This is a genomic window from Psychrobacter sp. DM8, assembly GCF_051307025.1.
Lineage (GTDB): Bacteria > Pseudomonadota > Gammaproteobacteria > Pseudomonadales > Moraxellaceae > Psychrobacter.
In genome coordinates this window covers 2,523,334-2,543,496 of the sequence record NZ_CP195538.1, presented here as the reverse complement: position 1 = coordinate 2,543,496, position 20,163 = coordinate 2,523,334, and the positions used below count along the sequence as shown (strand labels likewise).

At 42.6% G+C, this 20,163-nt stretch carries 12 protein-coding genes and 1 tRNA gene; 12 read left to right on the top strand and 1 reads right to left on the bottom strand.

What is annotated here, in order from left to right; all coding sequences use genetic code 11:
- Nucleotides 1-111: 111 nt before the first annotated feature.
- The 4 genes from tuf to ACR64J_RS10845 all read left to right on the top strand — a co-directional run bounded on the left by tuf (nt 112) and on the right by ACR64J_RS10845 (nt 10,670).
- On the top strand, nt 112-1,302 hold the full coding sequence (gene tuf / locus ACR64J_RS10860; RefSeq protein ID WP_435949696.1) for an elongation factor Tu: 1,191 nt from the start codon (nt 112-114) through the stop codon (nt 1,300-1,302).
- Between the two features lie 255 nt (nt 1,303-1,557).
- On the top strand, nt 1,558-3,318 hold the full coding sequence (locus tag ACR64J_RS10855; protein WP_435949695.1) for a ShlB/FhaC/HecB family hemolysin secretion/activation protein: 1,761 nt from the start codon (nt 1,558-1,560) through the stop codon (nt 3,316-3,318).
- A 333-nt stretch (nt 3,319-3,651) separates the two neighbouring features.
- Nucleotides 3,652-10,146: a DUF637 domain-containing protein gene (locus ACR64J_RS10850; protein WP_435949694.1), complete on the top strand. Its 6,495-nt coding sequence runs from the start codon at nt 3,652-3,654 to the stop codon at nt 10,144-10,146.
- A 2-nt stretch (nt 10,147-10,148) separates the two neighbouring features.
- On the top strand, nt 10,149-10,670 hold the full coding sequence (locus ACR64J_RS10845; protein ID WP_435949693.1) for a hypothetical protein: 522 nt from the start codon (nt 10,149-10,151) through the stop codon (nt 10,668-10,670).
- Nucleotides 10,671-10,852: 182 nt separating this feature from the next.
- Here ACR64J_RS10845 and ACR64J_RS10840 read toward each other — a convergent pair whose 3' ends face one another.
- Nucleotides 10,853-11,383 carry a hypothetical protein gene (locus ACR64J_RS10840; RefSeq protein ID WP_435949692.1) on the bottom strand — a complete coding sequence of 177 codons (531 nt, stop codon included), beginning with the start codon at nt 11,381-11,383 and terminating at the stop codon, nt 10,853-10,855.
- Between the two features lie 244 nt (nt 11,384-11,627).
- Here ACR64J_RS10840 and ACR64J_RS10835 point away from each other — a divergent pair.
- The 8 genes from ACR64J_RS10835 to rpoB all read left to right on the top strand — a co-directional run bounded on the left by ACR64J_RS10835 (nt 11,628) and on the right by rpoB (nt 20,100).
- Nucleotides 11,628-11,703 (top strand) — tRNA-Trp (locus tag ACR64J_RS10835).
- A gap of 49 nt (nt 11,704-11,752) precedes the next feature.
- Nucleotides 11,753-12,241 (top strand): preprotein translocase subunit SecE, encoded by a 489-nt coding sequence (secE, locus tag ACR64J_RS10830; RefSeq protein WP_317199264.1) that lies wholly within the window; start codon nt 11,753-11,755, stop codon nt 12,239-12,241.
- Between the two features lie 86 nt (nt 12,242-12,327).
- Entirely contained in the window at nt 12,328-12,858 is a 531-nt protein-coding gene (gene nusG, locus ACR64J_RS10825) for a transcription termination/antitermination protein NusG (protein ID WP_317199263.1), read from the top strand.
- Nucleotides 12,859-12,945: 87 nt separating this feature from the next.
- Nucleotides 12,946-13,377 carry a 50S ribosomal protein L11 gene (gene rplK, locus ACR64J_RS10820; protein ID WP_317199262.1) on the top strand — a complete coding sequence of 144 codons (432 nt, stop codon included), beginning with the start codon at nt 12,946-12,948 and terminating at the stop codon, nt 13,375-13,377.
- Nucleotides 13,378-14,079, top strand: coding sequence for a 50S ribosomal protein L1 (rplA, locus tag ACR64J_RS10815; protein WP_317199261.1), 702 nt, complete (start codon nt 13,378-13,380; stop codon nt 14,077-14,079).
- A gap of 360 nt (nt 14,080-14,439) precedes the next feature.
- Nucleotides 14,440-14,967 (top strand): 50S ribosomal protein L10, encoded by a 528-nt coding sequence (rplJ, locus tag ACR64J_RS10810; RefSeq protein WP_317199260.1) that lies wholly within the window; start codon nt 14,440-14,442, stop codon nt 14,965-14,967.
- 105 nt (nt 14,968-15,072) lie between these two features.
- Entirely contained in the window at nt 15,073-15,444 is a 372-nt protein-coding gene (rplL, locus tag ACR64J_RS10805) for a 50S ribosomal protein L7/L12 (RefSeq protein WP_317199259.1), read from the top strand.
- Nucleotides 15,445-15,981: 537 nt separating this feature from the next.
- Nucleotides 15,982-20,100, top strand: coding sequence for a DNA-directed RNA polymerase subunit beta (gene rpoB / locus ACR64J_RS10800; protein WP_435949691.1), 4,119 nt, complete (start codon nt 15,982-15,984; stop codon nt 20,098-20,100).
- Nucleotides 20,101-20,163 lie beyond the last annotated feature (63 nt).

Here is a 20,163-nt window from a genome sequence, read left to right as displayed (position 1 = left end):
AAAGTGCAACCCTTACTCATTATCTTAAGGGCTCAGCTTGTTTTAACCCTTACTCTTATCTTCTATAAGATTACAGGCTAAAGGCTGACTCCACATAAAAAGGAAAACCTCATGGCAAAGGCCAAGTTTGAACGCGTAAAGCCCCACGTTAACGTCGGCACCATCGGACACGTTGACCATGGTAAAACCACACTAACCGCAGCTATCGCAACCGTAGCGGCAAAAACCTCAGGCGGCGAAGCCAAAGACTATGCGTCTATTGACTCAGCACCTGAAGAAAAAGCACGTGGCATTACCATCAACACCTCACACATCGAATATGACACCGAAGCTCGTCATTACGCCCACGTTGATTGCCCAGGTCACGCCGATTATGTTAAAAACATGATCACAGGTGCCGCCCAAATGGACGGCGCCATCCTAGTCGTCTCAGCCACAGACGGCCCAATGCCACAAACGCGTGAGCACATCTTGCTCTCTCGTCAGGTAGGCGTACCCTACATCATCGTCTTCATGAACAAATGTGACATGGTTGACGACGAAGAACTACTAGAGCTCGTCGAAATGGAAGTACGTGAACTCCTTTCTGACTACGACTTCCCAGGCGACGACACCCCAATCGTAAAAGGTAGTGCCACAGAAGCCCTAAAAGGCTCAGAAGACAAATACGGCGAACCAGCTGTTGTCGAACTACTAGAGATTCTAGACACCTACATCCCAGAGCCTGAGCGTGACGTCGACAAAGCATTCCTAATGCCAATCGAAGACGTCTTCTCAATCTCAGGTCGTGGTACTGTAGTAACAGGCCGTGTTGAGTCTGGTATCGTCCGCGTAGGCGACGAGATCGAAATCGTCGGTATCCGTGACACCCAAAAAACCACCTGTACTGGTGTAGAGATGTTCCGTAAACTGCTTGACGAAGGTCGTGCTGGTGAGAACTGTGGCGTACTACTACGTGGTACCAAGCGTGAAGACGTACAACGTGGCCAAGTACTAGCCAAGCCAGGTTCAATCACCCCGCATACCAAGTTTGACGCCGAAGTATACGTACTGTCAAAAGAAGAGGGTGGTCGTCACACACCATTCCTAAACGGCTATCGTCCACAGTTCTACTTCCGTACCACTGACGTCACTGGCGCAATCCAATTACAAGACGGTACTGAAATGGTTATGCCTGGCGACAACGTTGAGATGGGCGTAGAGCTTATCCATCCAATCGCTATGGACAAAGGTCTACGCTTCGCTATTCGTGAAGGCGGCCGTACGGTAGGCGCTGGTGTTGTTGCTTCAGTTAAGGACTAATCATTAGATTAGCTTTTACTTGTTAGACTTAGCGTCTAACTGCTAGATGAAGAAAAGCCATCCGCTAGGGTGGCTTTTTTGTGGGTGGTATTGGTAGGTTGTCAAAAGACCAAAAGTAGTGAATTTCTTTTAGCTATATCAGAGCTGGTAAGTAATAGTTAAGTAAATAATAATAAAAATAAGTATAAACAAGTGTAAGATATTGATTGTAAATAGTATACAATCGCGTAATGTTCGCAATTATTAGAGACAAAAATGTCATTACTCAACACTTCAAAATCTCTAGCTGTTTTCGTCGCTAAGTTACTCGCTGTAAGTGGTATTAGTTGCCAAGTATATGCACAGACCGACATAAATCAAATTGAACAACAGCAATTCAATCAATATCAGCAACGTGTTGAAAACATAGAGGACAGAATTGCTCAGCCTTTTGTGAATTTAGATCAATCCACACAAACTGACGACCTATTACGTGTACCTATTAACGAAACCCCTTGCTTTACTATTTATAAAGTTGAATTAGCGCTGCCTGATGACTCTTCTATAAAGCGGCAGTTCGCGACTATTTTGGGTCCAATTAAGTATGGACGCGGCTCAATCTTAGGCAAATGTATCGGTCAGCAAGGTTTGAGCTATGCGGTACGCAATGTACAAAACGAGCTGATTAACCAAGGTTTTATCACTACACAAGCGAGTTTGCTTGCTCAAGACTTAACTAGCGGCACGCTTAAGATTACGATTACGCCGGGTCGACTTGATAAAGTATGGCGGGGCGAAGATAGTCATCCCAATGTTAATGTCAGCAATGCTCTTGCTTTGGATAAAGACGATGTTATCAATTTAAGAGATATCGAAACTAGCCTAGAGAACTTTAGGTTACCGCAGTCGCAGCTCACTACGATTGATATTATTCCAAGCATCAGCGCGTCAGACAATGAGCAATACGGTAGTAGCGACTTAGTGGTGACTCAAAAGCGTGCGAATCGCATACAGTGGCAATTAGGTATCGATGATTCTGGCAATAAAGATACCGGTCAGTATCAAGGTACTATTAGCGCTACCATCGATAGACCTCTAGCATCAAACGATGTGCTCAATTTATCTTACACACATACGATTGATCCTTGGAACAATGTCGATAGCTTATCGAATAACGAAAGCATCTACGCCAACTACCGCTACCCTTACAAGAATTGGCAGCTGCAACTAACGCATAGTGACTATGGTTTTGATCAAACCTTAGCAGGGCTTAATGACGACATTATCTATAAAGGAAGATCTGACAATAGCGCTGTTGATGTGCAGAGAATTATTCATAGAGATAGCGTGTCTAAGACGATCGCTACCGTAGGCGGTTATCAAGGCAATTCAAAAAACTTTTTTGATGATATCGAGATTGAAGTACAACGGCGTCGCTTCGCAGGTTGGAAGGCGGGTATTACTCATCAGCGTCAGACTATGCTAGGAGAGTTTAATGCCAGTATGCAATATCAAAGAGGGACTGGAGCTTTTTCAGCGATAGCAGCACCAGAGAGCTTTATTAGTGAAGCGGAATCACAGCCCAGTATTCTAGAGGCCCAATTGAGCCTTAGAAGTCCGTTTCAGGTGTCTGATGGCTCTTATAAATATAATCTGCAATGGCGCGGCCAATATAGTCCAGATATCTTAATACCTCAAGACAGATTCATCATTGGCGGTCGCTATACTCTCAAAGGATCAAGTGAAGAACAAAGCCTATCAGGAGAGAAAGGCATGTTATTACAGCAAGAGATTGCACGAATACTACCTCTAGCGAATCAGATAACGCTTATGCCCTATGTGACGATAGATCAAGGCTGGGTTGATGGAGATAGTACTCAGTTCTTGGCAGGAAAATACTTAGTAAGTACAAGTCTTGGCGCTAGACTCTACTCGAGTAATATCAGTATAGACGGTTTTATAGGCAAGAGTCTCCAAGCGCCTAACTCATTCGATAAAGATACCGTCGGAGGATTCAGAGTGACGGTTTATAACTAGAGACTATATTTCTGTACTTGCACAAAAATCTATTACTATGACGATATCCATCACGTATTTAATGAATTTTAGATTTGGGTCTTGACTTTAACACTATGTCCAAAACCACCATTTAAAAGCTTACAAATAAGTAGGCTTTTTTTGTACGTATAAAATAATTTACAGTACCTTCAAGTCTTTGAAATGGCTGTTTATATAGGGTTGCTCATCCTGCTACAAAATAAATAAAAATAGACGAAAATAAAGATAGTATTTACAATAGTTCAGAGATACAATCAGCAAAAATAGACAACATTTGGTAACAACCATTAACTGCTGAGAGTGATTACTGACATGAATAAACAATGTTTTCGAGTAGTTTTTAATAAAGCCCGTGGCATGATGATGGTCGTTAGTGAAGTTACTAAGAGTGATAGTAAGACTGCGGGTGATGGTAGCCGCAATAACGCCTCAAACAAAAAGGTAGTGTCTCACAAACCAAACTCTCTATCCCGTCTCACCATTGCTATTTTATGCTGCCAAAGCATGGTTTATACGCAAGTACAAGCAGCGACCTCTGCCATACAAAATACAGCAAGTAACATCCCTATTGATCAACGCGCAGCGCTACTAAAAGCTGCGAATGGCGCACCAATCGTCAATATCCGCACCCCCAACAGTAATGGCCTATCGCACAACACTTATAATCAATTCGATATTGGCTCTAATGGCGCAGTATTGAATAACAGTATGGGCGGTGTAAATACTCAGCTAGCAGGTGCTATCGCTGGTAACCAATACCTTGCTCTTGGTGCGGCTAATACTATCTTAAATGAAGTACGTAGTAGTGCACCTGTTAAATTTGAAGGAAACTTAGAGGTGGGAGGACAGCGAGCTGATGTCATCATCGCTAGTCCCTCAGGTCTACAAATACAAGGTGGCGGTTTTATTAATGCCAACCGTGCGACGTTGACCACAGGTACACCAAAGATTGATAGTGCGGGTAACCTGACAGGCTTCGATGTCAAGCAAGGTCAAGTTCAATTTGATAACGATGCTACAGGTAACGCCTTAGGTGGCACCCTTTATGACACTAAGAATAAGAACCAAGCCAACTATGTTGACGTATTAGCCAGAGCTGTCGTTATCAATGGTCAAATCAATGCTACTCAAGATGTTGATATGGTCATCGGTAGTAATACGGTAGATTATGACACAGGCGCTGCGACTAAGATCACGGGTACAGGCGTTGCACCAACGCTCGCGGTAGATGTCAGTGCGCTTGGTGGTATTTACGCAAACTCTATCAACCTAATCGGCACAGAGAGTGGCTTAGGGGTTAGAAACGCAGGTAACATCAAAGCCACTCAGCAAATTGTACTCACCAACTCAGGCAAGATTGAGAATACAGGTAGTATAGAAACTACCAAAGCTCAAACCAGTTTAGTTAGTATAGACGCTACTGGCACGACAGGGAGTATTGCGCATAGCGGTACGATTAGCAGCTATGGCATGATCGATATCCAAGCGGATAAAGATATTACTATTGACACTGGCATTGTCAAAAAGAACAGTGCAGGCAAAGCGGTACAGCTGATGCCTGATATTGTACGTATCGATGCAGGTAATGATTTAAAGATATCTAATAGTTCTGAAGTGCGTAACCTAAGTATTGATGATCAAGCAAATATCTATTTAGATGCAAGGCGAGATGCTTTTATCGATAGTCAAAGCATTGTAGCCTCAAATGGTGGTGTGTCTATAGATACGGGTCACTATGTACGTGTGCTTAGTGGTAGTAACATCCTTGCAGGCGATGCAGTACTAAATATTAATTCTAGAAGTGGCACATTAGTTGACAATGCGACGGTTACTGGACGTGGTGATGTCGCTATTACTACTCGTGTCTATGAAACTACTGTTAGCAACAACAGTCAAATAAGCGCAGAAAAAGCGTTGAATATAAGTGCAGGACGTGATGCTACCATCAAATCAGGTAGTAACATTGTCAAAGCAGACAAACTTACTATAGCAGCTGGTCGTAATGCGGTCATTGACAAGGCTGGTAGCATTAAAGTCACAAATGATGCCGCTATAGAAGCAGGAGAGCTAGTAAATCTAAAATACAACAGCCAACCAATTACTGTAGGTAAGCAATTAACTATTGAAGGCAAACAGGCAACAGTCTTAAACAGCACTGCTAATGCAAATGATGGCATCTACATCAGTAGCCAAGACAAAGATATTACTATTACTAATAGCATTTTAAACAGTGAAAAAGGTGCAGTTACGGCGATAGCGAATCAAGCAGCGCTCACCGTTAATAAGCTCACAACCAACGCTAATAGCACTATTTTGGCTGCGGGTAGTAACGTCGGTATCACAACCAGTAGTTTTAACACTGATAACATAGTCGTTGAGTCAGGAGCGACGACGACTATCAATGGACTGACGACTGCTGCGAAAGATACAACGCAGATAGGCGGGACCAGCATCTCGTCAAAAGAAAATACTAGCGTCAGCAATAGTACGTTAAATAGCACTGGTAATACGGTCATGCGCAGTGATTTAGGCCTTGCCCTAGCCAATACTGACATTCAAGCTCAAGGCATTGCGCTAAAGACCAATACTGCCAAAACGCTTAAAGATGACAAAGGTATTATTAATGCTTTTGGTGATGGTGATATCACTCTTGATAATACCAAGCTGACAACTATAGGTAGTACTGCTGCGAGCAATGCAATCATTGTAGATGCTGCCAATTATCTCAATGTGTTAGATAGTCAGACCAAATCTACAGGCTCAACGAGCTTAAAGTCTGGCAATCTAATGCGAGTCAATAATAGTACGGTAGATGCTGGTAAAAATATTGCCATTGATAGCGGTCATCAAGTTATATTCAATGGTGAGCGTAAGGTCGGCACAAAAGACACCTTAATTCATACAACAGGTAACACGACGCTAAATGCGAACGAAGTCGCCTCTATCAATAGTCGCTATACTCAGTCATACAAAGATACAGACGTCAAAGCTGGAGCAGTACTGTTAGAATCAGGCTCATTTATTCAACTCACAGACAATACCAATCTTAGTGCTACAGGCAGTACTAAACTGGCTACGAATAAAGAAAAGATGTCAGACGGTAAAGGTGTTAATACCTTAAACGGTGACTTATCTCTCAATAGTTATAGTAGCTTAACCATCGATCCTAAACTGGTAACTTTAAGTGCGGTGGGTGACGTCAACCTAGCTTCTCGTAATGGAACGCTTTCTCTTAAAGGCTATAAGGGTACGCAAGGGCTAGGGTCTGAGCAAGTGGTCAAACTAAGCACTTCTGGTGATATTAATCTGAGTGGTAAAGGGGTGGTGGTTGAAGGCAGTGATTTAAAGTCAAAATCAAAGGGCATCACTATTACTGCTACTGATGGTAGTGTAGAGTTAAAAGGGGTTAAAAGTAGTTTTAGTAATTATGTTTCACCTTATAAGATTAACAACATCAATGCTGAGATAGCCAAAGCTAAAGCAGAGCTAAATCAACCGTTTGCTGACTCTCAATGGTTAGAAAGCTTTACTAAAATAGAAAAAGATTTTAAAAGCTCGATAATACAATCCTGTATAAGATCGCCTTACAGGAGCTCTAGTGAATGTAACATAAAACGTCCCAATGCTATGAACTATGTAGAAGAAAATGAACCTGCATATTTTAAGGCTATACAAACCTCCAATTATCAAGAATACAAATCATATCTAGATAATCAAACTGATTTAAAAAGCTTGATAAATGATCTTACTGAAGTAGCTGAGATATCCAAAAAGGCTTCAACAGGCTATGAGCATAAAGCTTCTGCTCTTAGCGCAGGTAAAGACATCAATATTACGGCTAAACAAGGTGTGTTGATCGAAGGCGCAGATATTACGAGTAGTTTTGGTGGTATCACTATTTTAGCAGAAGGCAATCTTAAATCGACTACTATCGTAGGTACTGATCCAACGACTAATATTAGCAAAACTGAGATCAATAACGACAGTATTCGTATTACAGGCTTAGCTGATATTTATCAACGAGGGGATATAAATAGTAAAGGTGAAATCACTGGAAACAATTACTCTTATCATCAGCTCATTAATCAACCTACCCTTACGGCAAAAGGTGATATAAAAATATCGGCTCAAGGCATGTTAGACAAGGCTTCTGACGATTATAACAGTGTCTCAAACACCTATACCACTAATAATGCTGTGATATTAAACAGTGCTGACGTCAACTCTACTGGCGGCAATGTCCGCATTGACGCCGCTCTTGGTGATATTGACCTTGAATCATCGCAAGTGGCATTTATGGATGGCTCTCAAAAAACGAGCACTTCTCGTACATGGTATGGTAAAAAGAAAACTAAAACGACAACTAAGACCTCTAATAATAGCAATGCCATCACCACCGACATTCAAGCCAATAATATCAGCCTCACCGCTGATGGTAATATCAATATCTATGGCTCAGATCTGATAGCAGCGCCTACTGGTAGTATCAACATATCAGCAGGTAAACTACTCAATCTATACGCTATCGACAATGTTAATGAAAGTAGTACTGATGTTAAGAAAAAGTCTAGCTTTTTGGGTATTCGCTACAACAAGGACAATACTAGCGATACTCGTCAAGAGCTATCCCAACTACCCGCTAAGCTGATTGGTGGTACAGCTTATACTGCGTCAGGTGGCAGCACCTTCTTAGAAGGCACCGTTTTTAGTACACTAAAGCCAGCTGACATTAAAGTTGGTGTTGGCGCCTACGCTGACGATACTGCTACAGTGATCTTAGCGCCTATCACGAATCAAATCACAACAACGTATAATCAAGAAAAAGAAAGCACGGTTTGGATGAAGACGGTCGATCAAGGTAGTGTCGTCACTACTGCGCAATTGCCTAAATTTAATCAAGCACCGACGATTACCTCACCTAACGGTGTCATAGTCGCTGTGCCAGTTGAGGTCTCGGTTGATGCGAATAATAAAGCTAAGACTAATATTCAAAAGAGTTCAGCTGAGCTAGGTAAGATCGCGCTTGATCTGTCTAAACAGCCAGGATATGAGTACCTTGCGACTCTGGATAAGAGCAATGATATCAACTGGGTACAAGTCGATCTGATTCAGAAGAATTGGGACTATACACAAGAAGGATTGACGCCGGGGGCGGCGGCTTTGATTGCTATTGCTATTACTATCGCAGCAGGTCCAGCAGGTAGTGGCCTTACCGCATCCATGGTAGCGACTAATGCTGCTGGTATTGCGCTACAGACGCAAGCGGTTATTACACTCATCAATAATAAGGGTGATATTAGTAAGACGTTAAAAGATATGGCAAGTAGCGATACCATACGCAATATGGCGACAGCAGCATTAACTGCTGGGTTAGGTGCTAAATTAGGCTTTAGCAGTAGTGTCAATGACCCCTTTGGACAAAAGTTGTCTAGCGCTATTGGTAATGGTTTTACAAAAGCTGTTGCTGATACTGCTATCAATGGCGCAAGTTTTGAAGATGCTTTAAAAAATAGTTTACGTAGTGCGATAGTCGATGTGTTCGCTGCTGAAACTTTTAGTGGACTCGTAAAAGATTTTGACTCAAACTATTTCGCTGATAATTTGGCTCATAAGTTAGTCGCGGCAGGTGTTGGCTGTGTATCAGCAAGTGCGAAGAATCAAAGCTGTGATGCTGGTGCACTTGGCGCGGCTGTCGGTGAGATGCTTGGTGATTATTTAGTTGATGATTCGAGACTATTAACTGCAGATGAAGAGAGGAAAGTTCTAGATTATTCTAAGATGCTCGCAGGATATGTAGCTCTATTAACTAACGTGGACGTAGATGTCGCAGCTAATAGTGCTAGCATGGCAGTTGAGAATAATGCTTTAAAGCAACCTGAGAGCAACTCTAAGTTTATAGACGGTGCAGTCGTTTTACTTGAGCAAGCGGCTGGTGGTTTGGCTGGTGCTGCTGTAAGCGTGGGCAAAATTGGTGAACCCTTTATACACCCACTTGACACTTATGCAGGTTTGAAACAATTTGCTAGTCAAGACGATAAAATGCTTGCCGTCCAATTAGCTGTTGCTTATGACCTACAGACTAGAGCTGATAACTATAATATGCATGCTGCCAGTGGTAATAACTTTGGCATGGGAATGGAGTCTGCTATAAACACTCTTGACGCAGTATTCATAGGGGCAAGTGTTGCTAAGGTGCCTTCTTCATTACTAAGCGTATTACCAAAATTGAAATCAGGAGCTAGAGTCACCTATAATGGTGCTACGTACATTCTAAAAAATGGTAAGATCGTTACTGCAACAATAGCTAATTCAGCGCTCAGACCTTCGGTTCCTTGGAAATCACAAATAGGAGCAGTAGGTATTGATATTTCTTCTGTCAATCCTGCAAAACGAGTTCCGACGATGACACCTTATGTTAGCCCAGGAAGTATAATATATGATGGAGTTGCAACTAGAGTAAATATAGTCGACAAAGCAACAAATTTTACACCATTAAGAGATAGTGGCTCTCCTGTTAGCTCAGGATTTAAACATGTTGTTGATGGGCATTTTAATCAACCTTTAGGTAAAAATAGATCGGTATTTACAATTTCAACTCAAGAGTTAAAGTCTATACTCGGTAATGCTTCAATAACTAAAGTCCCAGTAACAGCGATGGTAGGTGGTCAATATACACGTACTGTTAATACAAGAAAAGTCATTGGCAATACAACGCTAAATGAAGGTGGCAAACCGACTACTCATATGAAGATATTTACAGATTATCAAGGTAATTTAATAACAGCTTTTCCAGTTAAAGGGCCTTAATTATGAACTATAACTTAAAAGATTTTGATCTTATAAAGAATAGTTTTATTAACATGGAAAACAATACTCCTTTGTTATACTCTAAGACTATTGTACATGTACTCAATGAATACGAAGAAATTTTTAGTAATACACCATTCTCTAATTATGAACTTTTGAATTATAAGAATTTAGATCCAGATTATTATCCAATAGATCAAGCTAATATCAGTGAAGAAAGAGTAAAACTACTTGTCAATCGTCTAGTATCTATAAACTTTCAAGATATAGATACATTCGCAATGTTTCTTAGAAGTGATATAGAACGTTTATTTTATTTTGAACTAGAAGATTATATATGTCCAAACTGTGGTTCGGAAGGTGGTGGCGAAGTGTTATTGACAAGATACGAAGGCTATAGTCCTCTTGCTTTTTTATGCCTTGCTTGCAGTTATTCAAGATTTTTAAGAGGCGGTAAACCAGAAGGTTATGTGACTTTCGTGCCTCTAACGACAGAAGAACTTAAAGAATATGGATATCTATAGCACGTAGATACCATGAGAAAAAGCAAGCTTAAAGGCTTAATTTTTATGCTTTGATAAATCGAAAGATTGCTGACTTTTAAGAACCGCTTGAGCGATATATAGTATCTTGCGTAGGTAATATTCAAACTTTAAAACAAAATAACTCTGGTCATGTACCAGAGTTATTTTTATGGATATCTCAATCATCTATTATTAATAATAATCGGATAAGAAATAGTTTGAGGCGCAGGCGGTGGTGCGGTTCTTACAACCTCGGTTACTGCCTTTCCTGTTGCTTTATCCTTAATCCAAATATCAGCGTAGCTGTCTCCACTGAACCATGCCGTACCGATATCAGTAACGAAGTCCAACTGATAGTTTTTATTCGCCTCAGCAGTGAAGCTAATCTTAGCAGGCCGAGTATAATGTCCCGCCATACGATACGTGACGGTCATGGTATGCTCGCCTGTCGTAAGCGGATAGACAGTGTCCCATGTTGCGCTGTATTCTTCCTTACGCTCTTTAGACACGCGCTTACCATCAATCTCCATAATATAAGCGATACGATCACCAACGAGTTTGGTATGTCGTGGCTCCATCTTACCCACGATAGTTGCGCTCGCACCTGATACGGGTGGCTGATAAATCAGTTCAAGTGGTAACTCTTTTACATTTTTCATGCTCATACAGCCTGTCAATAGTGGCAGCGCACACGCTAGTACGTAATATTTCATCGCTTATCCTTGGTAGAGTCTTTGCTGATTTAGCCATGACTGTCATAGCAATCTTTATTTTATAATAGTTTTGGTATTTGTTGACGACTTATTTACCTTCTATTATCAGCTTTGGCGTCAGATATCATAAGCGCAAGTCAGAGATAAAACTTAGCTTATATCATTTATGTCATAAATAAATAAAGACGTCTTAAAACTTGCATTTCAAGCAAAGATAGGTATAATTATCAGCCTTAACACCCATAGGCGATTGGCTCAATTGGTAGAGCATCGGTCTCCAAAACCGAGGGTTGTAGGTTCGAGTCCTACATCGCCTGCCATCTTCTTATCATATCTTCTGTTATACGCCACCTCCTAAGTGAGTTCTTTATGAGCAATAATCAGGATAACCTCGATTCTAAGTTATCTGATGCCCCTAATACGGCGGCTGGTGGAATGCTGAGCAAATCAAAGCACGTTTCAGCAGGGAATACCTCTGCTGTCGAAGTCGCTAAGACTGGTTCAGCTAAAGATATGATGCTATGGTTACTTGCCATAGTGGCATTAATTGCAGCGACTTTTGCAAATCAGTACTTGCCAGGGTATTGGCAAGCGGCGAATGACGTTTGGGTACGTATTGGTATCATCGTCGCGCTCGCCGTATTTGCATTAGTGTGTTTGGCGCTGACTCACCAAGGTCGCGCCTTTAAAATCCTACTAAGAGACGCAGCAGTTGAACTGCGCCGCGTCACTTGGCCAGGTAAAGATGAGACCTTTCAATACACATGGCAGACGATTGTCGTCATAGGTATCGTTGGGTTTTTTATTTGGTTACTCGATAACTTCTTTAATTGGTTCGTCGGTATCTTTATCGGCTAAGATCTATTGGTTATAAGCTTTTAGCAAAACCATATTAGTTCTAGCTGGCGTTTATCTATAACGACTCAAACGATCAGGAGCGTCAAATGCGTTGGTATATTGTCCAAGCGTTTTCAGGATATGAAAAGCAAGTACAGCGTTCACTAACAGATCGTATTAATCGTAGCGACTTTGCAGACTCTTTTGGTGATGTTCTTGTGCCAACAGAAGAAGTGGTCGAGATGAAAGACGGTAAAAAACGCAAAAGTGAGCGTAAGTTCTTTCCAGGTTATGTCTTAATCGAAATGGAGATGAACGATAACACTTGGCACATCGTCAAAGAATGTCCGCGCATCATGGGCTTTATTGGTGGTACGCCTGAGACGCCAGCACCGATCACCCAGGCAGAAGCTGATCGTATTTTAAACCGTTTGAACCAAGCTGAAGCAGATCCTCGTCCCAAGACTTTATTTGAGCCAGGTGAAGAGCTACTGGTCATCGACGGTCCCTTTACTGACTTTAAAGGGTTGGTCGAAAAAGTGGATTACGAAAAATCCAAGCTACATCTTACAGTAAATGTATTTAATAGACCCACTCAGGTCGAACTTGAATTTAGTAAAGTTGAAAAATTAGACTAAAACATTTCTTAAAGTTTTATCAACCGGGGAGCTACCTATTATTATTTAGATAATAATTTAGCGCTATTACCCATATAGGAGAGAATCATGGCTAAGAAGATTGATGGTTACATCAAACTACAAGTGCCTGCAGGCAAAGCAAACCCTTCACCGCCGATCGGTCCAGCACTGGGTCAAAAAGGCGTGAACATCATGGCGTTCTGTAAAGAATTTAACGCTGCGACCTCAAGCCAAGAGCCAGGTCTACCAATTCCAACAGAGATTACCGTTTATAGCGATAAGTCTTTTACCTTCATCATGAAGTCACCACCAGCGGCGTTTTTACTACGTAAAGCTGCTGGTATCGCTAAAGGCTCAGGCACCCCTAATACCGCTAAAGTTGGTAAAGTGTCACGTGAGCAGTTAGAAGAGATCGTAAAGACTAAAGATGCTGATTTAACGGCTGCTGATCTTGACGCCGCTGTTCGTACCATCGCTGGTACCGCACGTTCAATGGGCATTACCGTGGAGGGTGTGTAAATGAGTAAGCTAACCAAACGCCAAAAAGAAATTAACAATCGTGTTGATAACGACAAGCAATACACTATCGAAGAAGCGGTTCAGATCTTAAATGATTTGCCAGCGCTAAAATTCAAAGAGTCTATCGATATTGCTATCAACTTGGGTGTTGACCCACGTAAATCTGATCAAGTGGTTCGTGGTGCTACCAACTTACCTGCGGGTACGGGTAAAACCAAGCGCGTCGCTGTATTTGCTCAAGGCGCTGCTGCTGAAGCTGCAAAAGAAGCGGGTGCTGACATTGTAGGTTTTGAAGACCTAGCAGAACAAATCAAAGCTGGCAATATGGACTTTGATGTCGTTATTGCAGCTCCTGATGCTATGCGCGTTGTGGGTCAGTTGGGTACGATCTTAGGTCCTCGTGGCCTCATGCCTAACCCAAAAGTTGGTACAGTAACACCAAACGTTGCTGAAGCTGTGACTAACGCAAAAGCGGGTCAAGCACAATACCGCGTAGACAAAGCAGGTATTATCCACACGACTATCGGTCAAGTTGGTTTTACCGCGGAGCAAGTTATTCAAAACGCTGGGGCACTGCTTACTGATCTAAAGCGCGCTAAGCCTGCAACGTCGAAAGGTACTTTCATTAAGAAAATTACCCTATCTAGTACTATGGGCCCAGGTATCACTATTGATCCTGTTCCATATCGCATGGCCAAATAATTTTATTTAAGCCCTAAGGTTTGAGTAATAAAAAAATTCTAAGAATTAGGTCAGCATAGTCTTTGCTATGCTGTCTAAGACCGTAGGTAAAGCGCAGTTATAAGAGAGTAATATAGCTTATAGCTGAGCTTGTTAATCGATGACAGATGAAAATCTCAATTGTCCTACGCAGACGGTGACCCACCCAGTTTAAACCTAGAGGAGGTAAGATGAAAGCTGTCTTACCACTCATTGTTATTCTGATAACGGTGCCGTAATCAGTCGCTGCTGGTTAGTTCTATCAGTAGCGTATCGTATCAAGTCAGTCCTGTTTTGTGGTTTAGACTACATGAGGATTGGTAAGATTAAAGGAGTCAACTTATGGCATTAACGCTAGAGCAAAAACAACAAGTTGTGGCTGAAGTGTCTGAAGTTGCTGCTAATGCTTACTCAGCAGTAGCTGCCGAATATCACGGTATTGGTGTTGCAAAGCTTACTCAGCTGCGCGAACAAGCCCGTGGTAAAGGTGTCGTTTTAAAAGTGGTCAAAAACACTTTAGCAAAACGCGCTTTTGAAGGCACTAAGTTTGAGAGCATGTCAGACCGTATGACTGGTCCACTACTTTTGGCCTTTTCTATGGAAGATTTGGGATCTGCTGCCAGAGTCGTTTACGACTTTAGCAAAGATAACAAAGCTTTGGAGACCAAGTTAGTATCAGTCGGTGGTGAAGTTTATGGTCCAGAAGAGCTAGAGCGCGTATCGAAGCTACCAACTCGCGACGAAGCACTCTCTATCCTCATGGCGACTATGAATGCACCAGTGACCAAGCTTGTCCAGACTATGAACGCAGTTCCAGGCAAATTTGTTCGCACTGTAGCAGCAATCAAAGACGCAAAAGAAGCGGCTTAATTGCTTGTTTTAACTTAAATTTTGTAGCGTACTATCTAGGTTATTTAACCTATCTATACACGCTATTAGAATCAATTAAATTTTATCAGATAACGGAGAGTTCTCATGGCACTATCTAAAGATGATGTGTTAAACGCAATTGCTGAAATGTCAGTAATGGATATCGTTGAGCTAATCAGCGACATGGAAGAAAAATTCGGCGTAACTGCTGCTGTTGCCGCTGCACCTGCTGCTGCTGGTCCTGCTGCTGCTGCTGCTGAAGAAAAAGACGAATTTGACGTCGTTCTTTCAAGCTTTGGCGAAAAGAAAGTTGCGGTCATTAAAGCCGTACGTGAAGCGACTGGCCTTGGTCTAAAAGAAGCGAAAGATTTGGTTGAAAGTGCTCCAGCACCAATCAAAGAAGGCGCAACTAAAGACGAAGCTGAAGAGTTGAAGAAGAAGCTTGAAGAAGCTGGTGCAAGCGTTGAACTAAAGTAAGTTTAACCTAGTACACAAAAGAGCTGGTAATGCCTTGCATTGCCAGCTCTTTTTTATTATAATAAACAGCTTGACCTTTTGTGTCTGCCAAAGCCTGAGCACAAGCGGTGGATACCCATCAAAAGGACAGACGATATACATGCAAGCACACACGCCAGTTTTTGAAATAAGTTGACTTATGCTAGACGTCTTTAGATGTTTGGCGTTTTTTTGTGTCTGCATGCTTTCCTACTAAAACTATAGTTATATTTATTCTAGAATTTTTATCTAATCCTAAATGGTTGTACTGCTTATTAGCAGATTCATAGAGGTGACGGTATTGCTTTTGTCTATACCTGATGGCGATAGATGACTAGCTTTATATTTAGAGCTTACATTTACCCATGATACATTGAGCTTAGGTATACCGAGCTTCAGTGATTTTATCGTCAGGCTTAATACGTTTTATCTCGTTGTTTTATTATCGTTTACGTCGTCAACTTTATATAAGTTGGTCACGCTTTTCATTTGTTTTCATGTTTACTGTAAGGACTCTCGATGGCATATTCTTATACTGAAAAAAAGCGTATTCGCAAAAGTTTTGCTGAATTGCCCACTGTAATGGACATTCCCTATTTACTGTCTATTCAAGTAGATTCCTACGAGCAATTTTTGCAAGAGCACAAAAAGCCAAAAGCTCGTGAGAATACTGGTTTGCAAGCGGCATATTCTTCTATTTTCCCAATTGAGAGCCACTCAGGTAACGCTGAACTGCAATTTGTTGAGTATTACTTAGGGGACCCTGAATTTGATGAGCGTGAGTGTATTTTGCGTGGCTCAACCTTTGCAGCCCCAATGCGTGTCAAGATTCGTCTGATTATTAAAGACAAAGACAGCAAAGATAAAGATAGCAAAGCGGCGATCAAAGATATCCGTGAGCAAAGTGTCTATATGGGCGAGATGCCACTGATGACTAACAATGGTACCTTCATCATCAACGGTACTGAGCGTGTCATCGTGTCGCAATTACATCGCTCGCCTGGTGTGTTCTTTGACCATGACAAAGGTAAATCACACTCTAGTGGTAAAGTGCTTTATAACGCTCGTATTATCCCATACCGTGGCTCATGGCTTGACTTTGAATTCGATGCTAAAGACTTAGTCTTTGCTCGTATTGACCGTCGCCGTAAGTTATTAGCGTCAATTATCCTACGTGCACTAGGTTTGAGCACAAGCGAGATCTTAGACTTGTTCTTTGACAAAGTCGCCGTTTATAAAGGTGATGAGCAGTTTGAGATTGACTTGGTTGCTGATCGCTTGCGCGGTGAGATGGCGCAGTTCGATATCGTATCGCCTGATGGTGACGTTATTGTAGAGCAGGGCAAACGTATCAATGCGCGCCGTATCCGTCAGCTTGAAGAAGCGGGTATGACGAAAATTGCGGTGCCTGATGAATATCTGTATGAGCGTATTTTGGCAGAAGACATCGTCGTGAATGATGAGGTTATCGCGCGCGCAAATACACTTATTGATCACGAGTTATTGGTTAAACTCAGCTCATATGAAGCAAGCGATGCTATCAAAGAGTTCAGCATCTTGTTCACCAATGATATCGATCAAGGTAGTTATATTGCCGATACGTTACGTGCTGATAGTACCTCAAGCCGTGAAGAGGCGCTGATTGAGATCTATAAAGTCATGCGTCCAGGTGAGCCGCCAACGGTTGAGACTGCCGAAAAACTATTCGATAGCATGTTCTTTAACGCTGATCGTTACGACTTATCGAACGTCGGTCGTATGAAGTTTAACCGCCGCTTAGGTCTTGATTTTGAAGATACGGACGATGCTGATATTCAGCGCGGACGCAGCGTCTTGACTAACGATGATATCGTCAACGTATTAAAAGAGCTGATTGAGATCCGTAACGGTCGCGGCGAAGTCGATGATATTGATCATTTAGGTAACCGCCGTATTCGTTCGGTAGGTGAGATGGCAGAGAACCAATTTCGTGTTGGTCTGGTACGTGTTGAGCGTGCGGTCAAAGAGCGTCTGAGCTCAGCTGAGTCTGATAACTTATCACCGCAAGATTTGATTAATTCAAAACCTGTCGCTGCTGCGGTCAAAGAGTTCTTTGGTTCAAGCCAGCTGTCGCAGTTTATGGATCAAAATAACCCGTTATCAGAAGTCACGCACAAACGCCGCGTCTCCGCGTTAGGACCAGGTGGTCTAACTCGTGAACGTGCAGGTTTTGAGGTTCGTGACGTCCATGATACGCATTATGGCCGTGTCTGCCCGATTGAGACGCCAGAGGGTCCAAACATTGGTCTTATTAACTCCTTAGCGACCTTTGCCAAAACCAACAGCTTTGGTTTCTTAGAGACGCCTTATCGCCGCGTAGTCGATGGTAAGGTCACTGACAAAATCGAATACCTATCAGCGATTGAAGAAGTGGGTACTGTGATTGCACAGGCCGACTCACCAGTGACTGAAGATGGTGCGTTATCTGATGAGATGGTCAGTGTGCGTAGCTATGGTGAATTCGTGCGTATGCCACCAGAAAAAGTGACGCATATGGATGTGTCACCAAGTCAGGTCGTATCAGTAGCAGCGGGTCTGATCCCATTCCTAGAGCATGATGATGCTAACCGTGCCTTGATGGGTTCGAACATGCAGCGTCAGGCGGTGCCAACACTACGTGCTGATAAGCCGCTAGTCGGTACGGGTATGGAGCGTCACGTTGCTCGTGACTCAGGTGTTTGTGTTATCGCTAAGCGTGGCGGTGTGATCGAAGATGTTGATGCGTCACGTATTGTGGTACGTGTCAATGAAGACGAGATGACCGCAGGTGAGGCGGGTATCGATATCTATAATTTGATCAAATACACACGCTCAAACCAGAACACTTGTATCAACCAGCGCATTATTGTCAACCAAGGCGATGAGATTGCTTTGGGTGATATCTTAGCGGATGGCCCATCTACCGATTTAGGTGAGTTAGCATTAGGTCAGAATATCCGCATCGCCTTTATGCCGTGGAACGGTTATAACTTTGAGGATTCTATTCTTTTATCTGAAAAAGTCGTCAAAGAAGATCGTTTTACGACCATTCATATTCAAGAATTGACCTGTGTGGCGCGTGATACCAAGCTTGGAACCGAAGAGATTACTGCGGATATTCCAAATGTGGGTGAAGCAGCTCTATCAAGTCTAGATGAGGCGGGTATCGTTTATATCGGTGCTGAAGTAGACGCAGGCGACATCTTAGTCGGTAAAGTCACACCAAAAGGTGAGACGCAACTGACGCCAGAGGAAAAACTACTCAGAGCTATCTTTGGTGAAAAAGCGGCTGATGTCAAAGACACCTCATTACGTGTCCCAACATCAAGCAAAGGCACGGTTATTGACGTACAAGTCTTTACCCGTGATGGCGTCGAAAAAGACGCTCGCGCTCGCGCTATCGAAAAATCGCAGCTTGATAGCTACCGCAAGGATTTAAAAGAAGAGCTACGCATCTTTGAAGAAGCCGCTCGTGGTCGTATCGGTACGCTCCTTGATGGTCAAAAAGTCAGCGGTGGTTCCGGCCTAAAAGCGGGTACCGTTATGGCGCTGGCTGATATGAAAGAGATGAGCCTTGAGACTTTGCTGGATATTCAGCCTGTTGAAGAGGAAATCTCTGAGCGCTTGACGCAGATCGCAGAGTACTTAGTCGATAAGCAAAAAGATATCGATACCAAATTTGCTGAGAAGAAACGCAAACTAACAGCAGGGGACGACTTACAACATGGCGTACAAAAAATCGTCAAGGTTTATCTTGCGGTTAAGCGTCGTATCCAGCCTGGTGACAAGATGGCGGGTCGTCACGGTAACAAAGGTGTAGTATCACGTATTATGCCAGTTGAAGATATGCCATATGATGAGCATGGCAATACGGTTGATATCGTATTGAACCCGCTTGGCGTACCTTCGCGTATGAACATCGGTCAGGTGCTCGAGACGCATTTGGGTATGGCAGCGAAAGGCTTGGGCGAGAAGATTGACGGCATGCTTAAAGCACAAGCGGCAATCAAAGACTTACGCGATTTCTTAGACCAAATTTATAATAAAGTTGGTGGTGAGCAAGTCGACCTCGACAGCTTGTCTGATGACGATATTATGGCCTTGGCAAGCAACTTACGTGGCGGCGTTCCGATGGGCACAGCAGTATTTGATGGTGCGCATGAGCATCAAGTCAAAGATCTACTTGAGCTTGCAGGTCTAGCTCGTGATGGTCAGCAGACATTATATGATGGTCGTACCGGTCAGCAGTTCGATCGTAAAGTGACGGTCGGTTATATGTATATGCTCAAGCTTAACCATTTGGTTGATGACAAAATGCATGCACGCTCGACGGGTTCTTACTCATTAGTCACCCAGCAACCACTCGGTGGTAAAGCGCAGTTCGGTGGTCAGCGCTTTGGTGAGATGGAAGTATGGGCACTAGAAGCATACGGTGCCACTTACACCTTGCAAGAGATGCTAACGGTGAAGTCTGATGATGTCGAAGGCCGTACCCGTATGTACAAAAACATCGTTGATGGTGAGCAGTACATGGACCCAGGTATGCCTGAATCCTTTAACGTTTTGACCAAAGAAATCAAATCACTAGGTCTTAATATTGAGTTAAAAGAAAACAATTAAGCTTTAATTAAAGCTCAATGGTTCAGTCAAAAGCAGTTAGCTCATTATTCATGCGCCTGCTTT